General features: G+C 63.4%; 13 protein-coding genes. All 13 read right to left on the bottom strand.

All coding sequences use genetic code 11. From position 1 onward, the window contains the following. Nucleotides 1–2: 2 nt before the first annotated feature. The 13 genes from L8F45_RS09265 to L8F45_RS09325 all read right to left on the bottom strand — a co-directional run bounded on the left by L8F45_RS09265 (nucleotide 3) and on the right by L8F45_RS09325 (nucleotide 12,457). Nucleotides 3–1,508: an NADH-quinone oxidoreductase subunit M gene (locus tag L8F45_RS09265; RefSeq protein ID WP_342362588.1), complete on the bottom strand. Its 1,506-nt coding sequence runs from the start codon at nucleotides 1,506–1,508 to the stop codon at nucleotides 3–5. Next, nucleotides 1,508–3,532 carry an NADH-quinone oxidoreductase subunit L gene (nuoL, locus tag L8F45_RS09270; RefSeq protein ID WP_342362589.1) on the bottom strand — a complete coding sequence of 675 codons (2,025 nt, stop codon included), beginning with the start codon at nucleotides 3,530–3,532 and terminating at the stop codon, nucleotides 1,508–1,510. The genes L8F45_RS09265 and nuoL overlap by 1 nt, the downstream gene beginning before the upstream one ends. A gap of 2 nt (nucleotides 3,533–3,534) precedes the next feature. Continuing rightward, nucleotides 3,535–3,843 (bottom strand): NADH-quinone oxidoreductase subunit NuoK, encoded by a 309-nt coding sequence (nuoK, locus tag L8F45_RS09275; RefSeq protein WP_342362590.1) that lies wholly within the window; start codon nucleotides 3,841–3,843, stop codon nucleotides 3,535–3,537. Nucleotides 3,844–3,854: 11 nt separating this feature from the next. Further along, a complete protein-coding gene (locus tag L8F45_RS09280) occupies nucleotides 3,855–4,412 on the bottom strand; it encodes an NADH-quinone oxidoreductase subunit J (RefSeq protein ID WP_342363403.1) in 558 nt (185 codons plus the stop codon). A gap of 68 nt (nucleotides 4,413–4,480) precedes the next feature. After that, nucleotides 4,481–4,969 (bottom strand): NADH-quinone oxidoreductase subunit NuoI, encoded by a 489-nt coding sequence (gene nuoI, locus L8F45_RS09285; protein ID WP_342362591.1) that lies wholly within the window; start codon nucleotides 4,967–4,969, stop codon nucleotides 4,481–4,483. A gap of 16 nt (nucleotides 4,970–4,985) precedes the next feature. Beyond that, the gene (gene nuoH, locus L8F45_RS09290; RefSeq protein WP_425330019.1) at nucleotides 4,986–6,038 is read right to left on the bottom strand and encodes an NADH-quinone oxidoreductase subunit NuoH; all 1,053 of its coding nucleotides are present in this window, start codon (nucleotides 6,036–6,038) and stop codon (nucleotides 4,986–4,988) included. A gap of 123 nt (nucleotides 6,039–6,161) precedes the next feature. Then, a complete protein-coding gene (nuoG, locus tag L8F45_RS09295) occupies nucleotides 6,162–8,216 on the bottom strand; it encodes an NADH-quinone oxidoreductase subunit NuoG (protein WP_342362593.1) in 2,055 nt (684 codons plus the stop codon). Between the two features lie 121 nt (nucleotides 8,217–8,337). Then, the gene (locus L8F45_RS09300; RefSeq protein WP_342362594.1) at nucleotides 8,338–8,859 is read right to left on the bottom strand and encodes a hypothetical protein; all 522 of its coding nucleotides are present in this window, start codon (nucleotides 8,857–8,859) and stop codon (nucleotides 8,338–8,340) included. Then, nucleotides 8,856–9,236 (bottom strand): GNAT family N-acetyltransferase, encoded by a 381-nt coding sequence (locus L8F45_RS09305; RefSeq protein WP_342362595.1) that lies wholly within the window; start codon nucleotides 9,234–9,236, stop codon nucleotides 8,856–8,858. The genes L8F45_RS09300 and L8F45_RS09305 overlap by 4 nt, the downstream gene beginning before the upstream one ends. 89 nt (nucleotides 9,237–9,325) lie before the next feature. Beyond that, nucleotides 9,326–10,627, bottom strand: coding sequence for an NADH-quinone oxidoreductase subunit NuoF (gene nuoF / locus L8F45_RS09310; protein WP_342362596.1), 1,302 nt, complete (start codon nucleotides 10,625–10,627; stop codon nucleotides 9,326–9,328). Continuing rightward, nucleotides 10,614–10,898 carry a hypothetical protein gene (locus tag L8F45_RS09315; RefSeq protein ID WP_342362597.1) on the bottom strand — a complete coding sequence of 95 codons (285 nt, stop codon included), beginning with the start codon at nucleotides 10,896–10,898 and terminating at the stop codon, nucleotides 10,614–10,616. Before L8F45_RS09315 ends, nuoF begins: the two co-directional genes overlap by 14 nt. 5 nt (nucleotides 10,899–10,903) lie before the next feature. Further along, entirely contained in the window at nucleotides 10,904–12,118 is a 1,215-nt protein-coding gene (gene nuoE, locus L8F45_RS09320) for an NADH-quinone oxidoreductase subunit NuoE (protein WP_342362598.1), read from the bottom strand. A gap of 12 nt (nucleotides 12,119–12,130) precedes the next feature. After that, on the bottom strand, nucleotides 12,131–12,457 hold the full coding sequence (locus tag L8F45_RS09325) for a hypothetical protein (protein ID WP_342362599.1): 327 nt from the start codon (nucleotides 12,455–12,457) through the stop codon (nucleotides 12,131–12,133). Nucleotides 12,458–12,460: the final 3 nt, after the last annotated feature.

The following is a 12,460-nucleotide window of genomic DNA, read 5'->3' on the forward strand; positions in this document are numbered from 1 at the left end:
GCTCACTGAGCAATCAGCATGGCGGTCTTCGTCACTGACAAAGCCGCCTGATAGTTCTTGATGAGAAGTTCGGTCGAAGCCGCGAAAGCGTCGAGGATCGGACCGGGCCTGATGCCGTAATAGATCGTCAGAATCACGAGCGGCGCGAAGATCGCCTGCTCGCGAATATTCAGGTCCATGATGTCCTTCAGAGCGGGCTTCTCGATCACGCCGAAGATCATTCGGGCGTAGAGCCAGAGCGCGTAGCACGCCGACAGAATGACGCCTGTGGTCGCGAAGAACGCCACCCAAGGATTAGCTCGGAACGCTCCCGTCAGTGACAGGAACTCGCCGATGAATCCCGATGTGCCGGGCAAGCCGACATTCGCCATCGTAAAGATCATGAACACCACGGCGTAGAGTGGCATGCGCTGCACGAGGCCGCCATAGGCCGCGATCTCGCGGGTGTGCATGCGGTCATAGACCACGCCGACGCAGAGGAAGAGCGCGCCGGAGACGAGGCCGTGCGACACCATCTGGAACATGGCGCCCTGCACGCCCTGCGGGTTCATCGTGAACAGGCCCATGGTCACGAAGCCCATATGGGCGACGGAGGAATAGGCGATCAGCTTCTTCACATCCTCCTGCATCATCGCAACCAGCGAGGCGTAGATGATCGCGATGATCGAAAGCGCATAGACGAGCGGCGCGAAATAGACCGACGCGTCCGGGAACATCGGCAACGAGAACCGGATGAAGCCGTATCCGCCCATCTTCAGAAGGATGCCCGCCAGGATCACGGAACCCGCGGTCGGCGCCTCGACGTGCGCATCGGGAAGCCAGGTGTGGACCGGCCACATCGGCATCTTCACCGCGAAGGAGGCGAAGAAAGCGAGCCACAGCCATTTCTGCATCCCGGTCGGGAAGCTGTGCTTGAGCAGCATGGCGATGTCGGTCGTGCCCGCCTGCCAGTACATCGCCATGATGGCGAGCAGCATCAGCACCGAGCCGAGCAGCGTGTAGAGGAAGAACTTGAAGGCGGCATAGATGCGCCTCTTGCCGCCCCACACGCCGATGATGATGAACATCGGGATCAGGCCGGCTTCAAAGAAGAGGTAGAAGCCGATCAGGTCGAGCGCGACGAAGACGCCGATCATCAGCGTCTCGAGTACGAGGAATGCCACCATATATTCGCGTACGCGCGTCTCGATCGACGTCCAGGACGCAAGGATGCAGAACGGCATCAGGAACGTCGTCAGCAGCACGAACGGCATGGAGAAGCCGTCGACCCCGAGGCGGAAACGGATCGCGTCCGAGATCCAGGCGTAATCCTCGGTGAGCTGGAAGGACGGCGACGCCGTATCGAACCGCGTCCAAGCCACGATCGATACGATGAAAGTGACGATCGTCGTCCAGAGCGCAATGTAACGCACGTTCTGGAGGTTCGCCTCATTCTCGTCGCGGAAAGCGAGAATCAGCGCCGAGCCAAGCAGCGGCAGCAGCAGCAGGCCGGAAAGCAGGCCGGGCATCAGTGCGCTCCCCCGAACATCGACCAGGTCACGAGCGCAGCCACTCCCAGCAGCATCGCGAAGGCGTAGTGATAGACGTAGCCCGTCTGCAGTCGGACCACGCGGTTGGTGACATCGATGACGCGCGCCGAGATTCCGTCAGGCCCAAGCCCGTCGATGACGGCGCCGTCGCCTTTCTTCCAGAGGAAGGTTCCGAGCCAACGTGCCGGCCGCACGAACAGGAAGTCGTAGATCTCGTCGAAATACCACTTGTTGAGCAGGAACTGATAGAGCACGGGCTGGCTCGCGGCGAGCTTCGCCGGCAGGTCCGGCCGCTTCATGTAGAACCAGTAAGCGATGAGGAAGCCGATGATCATCGCGATGAACGGCGCGAGCTGCACGCTCACCGGAGAGTCGTGCATCTCGCGCATGATGTGATTATCCTTGGCGAAATAGAGCGCGCCGGCCCAGAACTCCTCGAAATCATGGCCGATGAAGCCGGCTTCGAACGCCCTGCCCGCCGCGATCGCGCCGAGCGCGAGAATGGCGAGCGGGATAAGCATGGTCAGCGGCGATTCATGCGGCGCATGAGCATGATCATCATGGCTGTCGCCATGCGCGTGGTCGTCATGGGCGTGAACATCGTGCGCGTGATCGTGGTGATCGTCATGCGCACGCGCATGCCCATCGTGGCCGCCCCAGCGCGCCTGTCCCTCGAAAGTGAGGAAATAGAGCCGCCAGGAGTAGAAGCTCGTCATGCCGGCCGCGACGACCAGCAGGACGAAGGCGCTGGCGGCGCCGAAGCGATGCGACGCGAAGGCGGATTCGATGATGGCGTCCTTCGAGAAGAAGCCGGCGGTCAGCGGGAAGCCGGTCAGCGCCAGCGTGCCGATCATCATCATAGCGGCGGTGAACGGGATATATTTCCGAAGGCCGCCCATCTTCCGGATGTCCTGCTCGTGATGCATCGCATGGATGACCGAGCCGGAGCCAAGGAACAGCAGCGCCTTGAAGAAGGCGTGCGTGAAGAGGTGAAAGATGCCGGCGCCGTAGGCGCCAACGCCGAGGCCGACGAACATGTAACCGAGCTGCGAGCAGGTCGAATAGGCGATCACGCGCTTGATGTCGTTCTGCACGAGGCCGACAGTCGCCGCGAAGAAGGCCGTTGTCGCGCCGATGATGACGACGACCGAGAGAGCGTCTGGCGCCCATTCGAAGATCGGCGACAGGCGCGCGACCATGAACACGCCGGCGGTGACCATGGTCGCGGCGTGGATGAGCGCGGAGACCGGAGTCGGGCCTTCCATCGCGTCCGGCAGCCAGGTGTGCAGCAGGAACTGCGCCGACTTGCCCATGGCGCCCATGAAGAGCAGCAGACAGGTCAGCGTCAGCGCGTTCCACTCGAAGCCGATGAATTTGAACGTCGCACTCTGCAACTCGCCGACGCGCGGGAAGATGCCGTCGAACGCGATCGAGCCAAACAGCACGAAGACGAGGAAGATGCCGAGGGCGAAACCGAAATCGCCGACACGATTGACGATGAACGCCTTCATGGCGGCGTCGCGCGCCGATTTTTTCTCGTACCAGAAACCGATCAGCAGATAGCTCGCGAGGCCGACGCCCTCCCAGCCGAAGAACATCTGGGCGAGATTGTCCGCCGTCACCAGCATGAGCATCGCGAAGGTGAACAGCGAGAGGTAGGCGAAGAACCGCGGCCGCGACGGGTCCTCGTGCATGTAGCCGACGGAATAGAGGTGAACGAGCGAAGACACCGTGTTCACCACCACGAGCATGACGAGCGTCAGCCGGTCGATGCGGAACGCCCAGTCGACGACGAGGTCGCCGGACTGCATCCATTGCGCGACCTGAATGCGGGTCATGCCGTTCGGCGCATCGAAGGAGAAGAAGGCGACCCAGGACAAGACCGCGCAGATCATCAGGAACGAGGTCGTGACGATCTCGCTCGGGCGCGCGCCGATCACCCGACCGAACAGGCCGGCAATGAGGAAGCCGAAGAGAGGAAGGAAGACGATCGCGTGATACATCTTCAGCCCTTCATCATGTTGATGTCTTCGACCGCGATCGTGCCGCGGTTGCGGAAGAACACCACGAGGATCGCAAGGCCGATCGCCGCTTCGGCCGCCGCCACCGTGAGCACGAAGAGCGCGAACACCTGCCCGACGATGTCGTTCAGGAAGGCCGAGAACGCGACGAAGTTGATGTTCACGGCGAGCAGGATCAACTCGACCGACATCAGGATGACGATGACGTTCTTGCGGTTCAGGAAGATGCCGAACACGCCGATCGTGAACAGGATCGCCGCGACTGTGAGATAGTGGCCGACGCCGATGATCATGTCGCCCTCGCCTAAACGCCCGCCCGCGAGGGCACTTTCTTGATTTCCATCGCCGTCGCCTTGGTGCGCGCCACCTGCTGAGCGATGTTCTGCCGCTTGATCCCGGTGCGCTCGCGCAAGGTGAGCACGATCGCGCCGATCATCGCGACGAGCAGCACGAGGCCCGCCGCCTGGAAGAAGTAGACATATTTCGTGTACAGCAGCCGTCCGATCGCAGCGGTGTTCGTCATGTCTGTCGGAATCGCCGTCGGCGCGCCCTGCACCACCTTGACGAGATTGGGATCGATCGCCCAGGCGCCGACCACGACGATCAATTCGGCTGCGAACACCAGCGCGATCAGCGCGCCGAATGGCAGATATTGCTGGAAGCCCTGCCGCAGTTCGGCGAAATCCACGTCGAGCATCATGGTCACGAACAGGAACAGCACCGCGACCGCGCCGACATAGACGACGACGAGGATCATCGCGAGGAATTCGGCGCCGAGGATCAGGAAAAGCCCGGCGGCGTTCACGAACGCTAGGATGAGATAGAGCACGGAATGAACGGGATTGCGCGACGCCACGACCATGAAGGCCGAGGCAATCAGCACGGCGGAGAAGAGGTAGAAGAAGAGCGCGGCCACGTCGGGGCTCCGTCTCAGCGATAGGGCGCGTCGAGCGCGATGTTGCGCGCAATCTCGCGCTCCCAGCGCGCGCCATTCGCCAGCAGCCGATCCTTGTCGAAGAACAGCTCTTCGCGGGTCTCGGTCGCGAACTCGAAGTTCGGCCCCTCGACGATGGCGTCCACCGGGCAGGCTTCCTGGCACATGCCGCAATAGATGCACTTCGTCATGTCGATGTCGTAGCGCGTGGTGCGGCGCGTGCCGTCATTGCGGCGGGGACCGGCCTCAATGGTGATCGCCTGCGCCGGGCAGATCGCCTCGCACAGTTTGCAGGCGATGCAGCGCTCCTCGCCGTTGGGATAGCGGCGCAGCGCATGCTCGCCGCGGAAGCGCGGCGAAATCTGTCCCTTCTCGAAGGGATAGTTCAACGTCGCCTTCGGCTTGAAGAAGTAGCGCATCGACAGGAAGAACGCCGATACGAACTCCTTGAGCAGGAGGGATTTTGCGGCCTGGGCGAGAGCCATCGTCAGTCTCCGGCCATCAACTCAATCCGCCCCAGCCTGTGAGCTGGAGCACGAACGCCACGATCGCGACATAGCCAAGCGAGATCGGCAGGAACACCTTCCAGCCGAGACGCATGAGCTGGTCATAGCGGTAGCGCGGCACGAACGCCTTAACCATGGCGAACATGAAGAACACGAGGCAGACCTTGGCGAGGAACCAGATCAGCCCGGGAATCCAGGTGAAGGGCGGGAAGCCGAGCGGCGATGTCCATCCGCCGAGGAACAGGATCGTCGTCAGCGCGCACATGGTCATAATCGCCACGTACTCGCCGAGCATGAACAGCAGATAAGGCGTCGAGGAGTATTCGACCATGAAGCCGGCGACGAGTTCGGACTCGGCTTCGGCGAGATCGAAGGGCGGACGGTTCGTCTCGGCCAGCGCTGAGACGAAGAAGATCACGAACATCGGCAGCAGCGGCAGCCAGAACCAGTTCAGGAACGTCAGCCACGGAACGCCGAGCTTGGTCGCGAGCCCGTATTTCTCCTGGAACGTCACGATGTCGGAGAGATTGAGCGAGCCAACGCATAGCAGCGCCGTGATGATCACGAAGCCGATCGAGACTTCGTAGGACACCATCTGGGCCGCGGCGCGCAGCGCGCTCAGGAAGGGATATTTCGAGTTCGACGCCCAACCGCCCATGATGATGCCGTAGACGCCGAGCGACGAGATTGCGAAGACATAGAGGATGCCGACATTGATGTTGGCGATCACCCACCCTGAGGTGACGGGGATCACCGCCCATGCCGACAGCGCGAGCATGCAGGTGACGAACGGCGCAAGCAGGAACACGCCCTTGTTGGCGCCAGCCGGAATAATCGGCTCCTTGAAGACGAATTTCAGCAGGTCGGCGAAGCTCTGCAGCAGGCCAAAGGGGCCAACCACGTTCGGACCGCGCCGCAACTGCACCGCCGCCCAGATCTTGCGGTCGGCGAGCAGCAGGAAAGCGATGATGACGAGCAGGCAGACGAGAAGGACAAGGCCTTCGACGGCGTAGAGCAGCACGTTGAGGAACCAGTCCGTCTGCGTGATCAACCACCACAGGACGAATGCTGCAATCGCGACGCCGGCGATCGCAACGACGCCAAGCGTGACATAGATCGGAAGGCGCGAGACGCCAGAGGCCGGCGCGCGCGTGGAGATGTCAGTCATCCGCTACTCCGCCGCCTTGGCGAGCTTGCCCTGCGCCAGGGCGGAACATTCCGCCATGATCGCCGATGCGCGCGCGATCGGATTGGTCAGATAGAAATCATCGACGATCGAGCGGAATGGCGCAGCGTCCGCCTTGCCCGCTGTGACCGCAAGGTTCGTCACGGCGGACGCGTCAGTGGAAGCGACGGCGCCAAGCTGCGCGAAATGCGGATGGGCCGCATAGAGCGCGCCGCGAAGCTGCGCGAGCGAGTCAAACGGCAGCTTGTGGCCGAGCATATCGGAAAGCGCCCGCAGGATCGCCCAATCCTCGCGCGCTTCGCCTGGCGGGAATGTCGCGCGATTGGCGAGCTGCACGCGTCCCTCGGTGTTGACGAACGTGCCCGATTTTTCGGTGTAGGCCGCGCCGGGCAGGATCACGTCGGCGCGATGCGCGCCCTTGTCGCCATGGGTGCCCTGATAGATCACGAAGACGCCAGAAGCGACGTCGATCTCGTCCGCGCCGAGATTGAACAGCACGTCCACGCCGCCAGCGGCCATCTGCGCGGCGGTCTGACCGCCCTCGCCCGGCACGAAGCCGAGATCGAGCGCGCCCACGCGCGAGGCAGCGCCGTGCAGCACAGCAAAGCCGTTCCAGCCGTCCTTGATCGCGCCAGCCGCCGCAGCCGCCTTGGCTGCGCTCGCGAGGATGGCGGCGCCGTCAGCGCGCGCCAACGCGCCTTCGCCGACAATGAACAGCGGCTTCACCGAACCTTCGACCGGCGCGAGATTGGCGAGCGTGTCGGCGCCGGCGCCGAGATAATCATAGTCGTAACTCAGATCGGCCTTCTCGCCGATGACGCGGATCTTGAAGCCGCCCTTGAGCCAGCGCTTGCGGATGCGCGCGTTGAGAACTGAGGCTTCCTTGCGCGGATTGGCGCCGATGATTGTCAGCGAGTCCGCGTCTTCGATGCCGGCGATTGTCGGGTTGAAGAGGTAGGAGGCGCGGCCGAATTTTGGATGCAATGCCGAGCCGTTCTGACGGGCGTCGATGTTCGCGCTTCCAAGCTTCTCCATCAAAAGCTTGAGCGCAAACATTTCCTCGACCGCGGCGAGATCACCGGCGATCGCGCCGATCTTCCCGGACTTCGTCGCCTTGATTTTCGCGGCGACGACGGCGAACGCTTCTTGCCAACTCGCCGGCCGCAGCCTGCCATTTTCTCGGACATAGGGTCGATCGAGACGCTGGGATTTCAGGCCGTCCCAGATGAAGCGGGTCTTGTCGGAGATCCACTCCTCATTCACCGCTTCGTTCACGCGCGGCATCACGCGCATGACTTCGCGACCACGGGAATCGACGCGGATCGCCGATCCCACCGCGTCCATGACGTCGATCGATTCGGTTTTCTGCAATTCCCACGGACGGGCGTTGAACGCGTAAGGCTTCGAAGTCAGCGCGCCGACCGGGCAGAGGTCGATGACGTTGCCTTGCAGTTCCGATGACATCGCGCGTTCGAGGTAGGTGGTGATCTCGGCGTCCTCGCCGCGACCGATGAGGCCCAGCTCGGAAATGCCGGCGACCTCGGTGGTGAAGCGAACGCAGCGCGTGCAGTGGATGCAACGCGTCATCACCGTCTTCACCAGCGGTCCGATATACTTGTCTTCGACGGCGCGCTTGTTCTCCTTGTAGCGTGAGGAGTCGACGCCGAACGCCATCGCCTGGTCCTGCAGATCGCATTCGCCGCCCTGGTCGCAGATCGGGCAATCCAGCGGGTGATTGATGAGGAGGAACTCCATCACCCCCTCGCGCGCTTTCTTCACCATTGGCGACTTGGTGAAAACGACCGGCGGCTCGCCGTTCGGACCGGGCCTCAAGTCGCGAACCGCCATGGCGCAGCTCGCCTGCGGCTTCGGCGGGCCGCCCTTCACCTCGACGAGGCACATGCGGCAGTTGCCGGCGATCGACAGCCGCTCGTGGAAGCAGAAGCGCGGCACTTCCGCCCCGGCCGCTTCACACGCCTGCAACAGCGTGTATTCGGCCGGGACATCGATTTCTGCGCCGTCGACGATGATCTTTGTCATTCACGAGCGTCCGTCAGGCTGAGAATTCGGCCGGACTCTGGAAAGGTTCTGGACTGGCTGTTTAGCGATTGCGAGCGAAGAAGAAAGCCTCTTTTTCGCCGCATCTTGGCCCACAGCCGGCTTACGTCCGCGGCGTCGCAGGAGCCGCCGGCGCAGCGGCCGCGGGGCGCGGCGTTGCAAGCACCTGATCACGGATTTCCTGCAACCCGGCGTTGGCCTGCGCCACATCTTCCGGCGTCAGTTGCACCGGGCAGACATCGCCGCCGTCGACGATGAAACGCTGCTCCGAGACCTGCGTGCCGGAGCCTGCCGGAGCGGTCGAGAGAACAACGCGGATCAGGCGGCCGGTGCGATGGGGACCGCACTGCGCTTCAAGCGTCTCGGTCGATTGCGCGAGCTGACGCTCAAGCACGACTCCAGCGGGCGTATTGGACGCGACGGTAGTCCCGCGCGCCTGCGCGCGAGTCGCAATCACGGTCCGCACGCGGGCTCCCGGAGCTGCGATCACGATTGAAGGACCGGCGGCGGCCTGGGGAATCGGTTCGGCCGGGGCGGCCGGCTCGGCCAGCGGCGGGCGCGGTCCGCAGGCGGCCAGAGACGTCACCGTCGCCGCGGCGATCAACGCCCCGATTTGTCGCATCATTGGTCCGCTCCTGTCGTCGCCAACGTCCCGCTCCCCGTCTCGTTTGTTCGGAGTCCGTCAAGACGCTTCCTGAACAGGACTTCGCGCCCTTTGGTCCCCGCCGCAATCCAGCCGCGTCGCTGGTAGAATTGCTCGGCGCGCGTGCCGGGCTCCGTCGTCAGCCATGCATCCTTATGGCCCGTCTCGATTAGCCGCCGCTCGGCCTGTTCAAGCAGCGCCTTGCCGACGCCGCGCGCCTCGAACCGGGGATCAACGAACAACGCCCAGATCGAACCGTCGCGCGGGTCTGGCGCTGAAAATCCCTCGACCACGCCCTCGTCCTCGAACACGTACATAGGCCCGTTCTCGATCGACCAGGCGACGTCCGTAGCCGTCACGCGTGATGGATCGCTCAGCCGATTCTCACGCACAGCGAAGTGTATTTCGCTGACGCGGGGCGCGTCGCCTGAGGTCGCGCGTCGGATGGTCATTCCGCGGCCATCAGGACCCGATCGGAATGGGGATTCGCGGAATAATCGTCGATCCGCTTTTCGATCTCGGGACGGAAGTGGGCGATGAGCCCCTGGATCGGCCAGGCCGCCGCGTCGCCAAGCGCGCAGATCGTATGGCCTTCGATCTGCTTAGTGACTTCGAGCAGCATATCGATCTCGCGCTTCTGCGCCCTGCCCTCGGCCATGCGGTTGAGCACGCGCCACATCCAGCCGGTGCCTTCGCGGCAGGGCGTGCACTGGCCGCAGCTCTCATGCTTGTAGAAATAGCTGATGCGGGCGATCGCGCGGACAATATCGGTCGACTTGTCCATGACGATCACGGCCGCCGTGCCGAGACCGGAGCGCAGCTTCGACAATGAATCGAAATCCATCGGCGTGTCGATCATCTGCGCCGCCGGCACCATGCGCACCGACGAGCCGCCTGGAATCACCGCCAACAGATTGTCCCAGCCGCCGCGCACGCCGCCGCAATGCTTGTCGATCAGCTCGCGGAACGGGATGCCCATCGCCTCTTCGACATTGCACGGCTTGTTCACATGGCCGGACACACAGAACAGCTTCGTGCCGACATTGTTGGGATTGCCAATCGACGAGAACCAGCTCGCGCCGCGACGCAGGATCGTTCCGGCGACGGCGATCGACTCGACATTGTTCACGGTGGTCGGGCAGCCATAGAGGCCGACATTCGCGGGGAAAGGAGGCTTCAGGCGCGGCTGGCCCTTCTTGCCTTCGAGCGACTCCAGCAGCGCGGTCTCTTCGCCGCAGATGTAGGCGCCGGCGCCGTGATGGACATAGATGTCGAACGGCCAGCCATGGACATTATTCTTGCCGACGAGATTAGCTTCGTAGGCTTCATCGACTGCGCGCTGCAGCGCTTCGCGCTCGGCGATGTATTCGCCCCTGATATAGACGTAGCAGGCGTGCGCGCCCATCGCGAAGGACGCGATCAGGCAACCCTCGACCAGCAGATGCGGGTCGTTGCGCATGATCTCGCGATCCTTGCAGGTGCCCGGCTCGGATTCGTCGGCGTTGACGACGAGGTAGCTCGGGCGCCCGTCCGATTGTTTCGGCATGAACGACCATTTCAGGCCGGTCGGAAAGCCGGCGCCGCCGCGACCCCGCAGGCCCGACGCCTTCATCTCGTTGACGACCCAGTCGCGGCCGAGATCAAGCAGCAGCTTGGTCTGATCCCAGGCGCCGCGCTTCATCGCCGACTTCAGGTCAGCGCCCTGAAGCCCGTAGAGGTTCGTGAAGATGCGATCCTTATCGGCCAGCATCGGTCCTGCCCATCATCATCACCGCCCACAGGCCAGACGCCCGCATGGCGAATACAACATACAGCGCGAACACAGCGAACGCGCCGATCAAGATATCCGTACGCCCCTCGGGCCACCATCCGAAGACGAAATAGCCGAGCAGCACGACCATCAAAGCCGCAAACCCGATGGCCTCGAGAATCGCGAAACGAATGATCGCTCGTGTTCGCGCAGCCGCCGTCAGCGGCGCAGAGGCCGCTGGATCCGGTTTGCTGACGCGCTCGACGATCATCGGGCTCAGTCGTTGTGCTTGCCGCCGGACGACTTGTCCGGACGCCATCCGGTCGCAAGCTTCTTCGCCTGATCGATCCATTTGTCGCGCACGGCGCGGCCTTTGAACGCGCCGAGATTCTGATCGACCCAGCGCAGGTTCATGTCGGTCCAGGCCGCGATCTGGTCGAAGTGGTAGACGCCCATCTTGTGCAGCATCTCGGCGAGCTTCGGTCCAACGCCCCAGATCAATTCGAGATCATCGCCCTTCCCATCGCGCGCCGCGGTCAGAAGCTCAGGCTTGAATTCGTCGGAAACCTTCGCTTCGTCCTGCGCCTGCGTGACATGGGCCGGAGTCGCAGCCTCTTTCGCACGCGCGCCCTCATCGACGGGCGTGTCCTTGGCGACGTTGGTCGGGCTGTTCGTCGGCGCGGGCCTTGAAGGCACTGCGGCTGCGACCGCCTGTTGGGCCGCAGCCGCAGGGGGAGCTACTGGCGCCGCGGGAGGAGTGGCAGGTTTCGGCGCTGCGGGGGCTGCCGCCGGTTGCGCGGCCGCTGCAGCAGCCTTCGCCGCGGCGGCAGCGGCCAGACGCTCGTCGAACGCCTTCTTCCAGGAGCCGACAGCCGAGCCGTCATAGAGAGCTGGATCCAGAAGTGTTTTGATGTCGCCCTCCGGCTCCGAGCGATTGCGGCCGATCTGCGAGCCCTTCTTCACGTCCCGCCCCGCGGCGAGATCGTCGAGCAGCTCGGTGAAATTCTCGGGCGTCAGATCCTCGTAGAAATCGTCGTTGATCTGCACCATCGGCGCGTTGCTGCAGGCGCCGAGACATTCGACCTCAAGCCATGAGAACTTGCCGTCTGCGGTGACGGTCTTCTCAGGGCCGATCTTTTCCTCGCAGACCTTCTTGATGCCGTTCGCGCCGCGCAGCACGCAGGGCGTCGTGCCGCAGAACTGGACGAAATGCTGGCCGACAGGAGCGAGATTGAACATGGTGTAGAAGGTCGCGACCTCCAGCACCCGGATGTTCGGCATCTCAAGCACCTGCGCGACATGCTCGATGGCCGCCTTCGGCAGCCAGCCGCCCGCCTGCTTCTGCGCCTGCCACAACAGCGGAATCACCGCCGACGCCTGACGGCCTTCGGGATATTTCGAGACCTGCGTCTTCACCCAGTTCTGGTTCGCGGCGTCGAACGCGAACTCCTTGGGCTGGATATGATCGGGCGCCAGGCGACGGACGGACATTCCTCGACTTCCCTAGAAACAGGCGCTTTCGCGCCGCGGCGGCTGGCCGCGCTGAACTTCGATGCGCATCAGGCAAGTGCGGATTTCGCCGCCGCGCTGCACCATCACGACGTAACGCGCATCATTCTGACCAGCGCGATCGATCGCCTTGATGTCAAAACCTTGCCGGGCGAGATCGTCGATCGAAACGCTGCGCTGCGCAGGCGTGCTCGGCGTCTGTTGCTGCTGGCGCTGCTGCGGCGGCGGAATGACGGGCATGTCGGACTGTGCGAGCGCAATGTTCCTGTGGCCTGCGGCCAAAAGCGCGCCCGACAGCATGAAGGCAAGATAAATCGACATGGC

The organism is Terrirubrum flagellatum (assembly GCF_022059845.1).
Taxonomy (GTDB): Bacteria; Pseudomonadota; Alphaproteobacteria; order Rhizobiales; family Beijerinckiaceae; genus Terrirubrum; species Terrirubrum flagellatum.

Coding starts and splice junctions, on each gene's coding strand:
- L8F45_RS09300 (WP_342362594.1), bottom strand. CDS start 8,859: ATGATGCGACAAATCGGGGCGTTGATCGCCGCGGCGACGGTGACGTCT.
- L8F45_RS09265 (WP_342362588.1), bottom strand. CDS start 1,508: ATGCCCGGCCTGCTTTCCGGCCTGCTGCTGCTGCCGCTGCTTGGCTCG.
- nuoG (WP_342362593.1), bottom strand. CDS start 8,216: ATGACAAAGATCATCGTCGACGGCGCAGAAATCGATGTCCCGGCCGAA.
- nuoK (WP_342362590.1), bottom strand. CDS start 3,843: ATGATCATCGGCGTCGGCCACTATCTCACAGTCGCGGCGATCCTGTTC.
- L8F45_RS09315 (WP_342362597.1), bottom strand. CDS start 10,898: ATGATCGTCGAGCGCGTCAGCAAACCGGATCCAGCGGCCTCTGCGCCG.
- nuoL (WP_342362589.1), bottom strand. CDS start 3,532: ATGTATCACGCGATCGTCTTCCTTCCTCTCTTCGGCTTCCTCATTGCC.
- L8F45_RS09280 (WP_342363403.1), bottom strand. CDS start 4,412: ATGGTCGTGGCGTCGCGCAATCCCGTTCATTCCGTGCTCTATCTCATC.
- L8F45_RS09325 (WP_342362599.1), bottom strand. CDS start 12,457: ATGTCGATTTATCTTGCCTTCATGCTGTCGGGCGCGCTTTTGGCCGCA.
- nuoI (WP_342362591.1), bottom strand. CDS start 4,969: ATGGCTCTCGCCCAGGCCGCAAAATCCCTCCTGCTCAAGGAGTTCGTA.
- nuoE (WP_342362598.1), bottom strand. CDS start 12,118: ATGTCCGTCCGTCGCCTGGCGCCCGATCATATCCAGCCCAAGGAGTTC.
- nuoF (WP_342362596.1), bottom strand. CDS start 10,627: ATGCTGGCCGATAAGGATCGCATCTTCACGAACCTCTACGGGCTTCAG.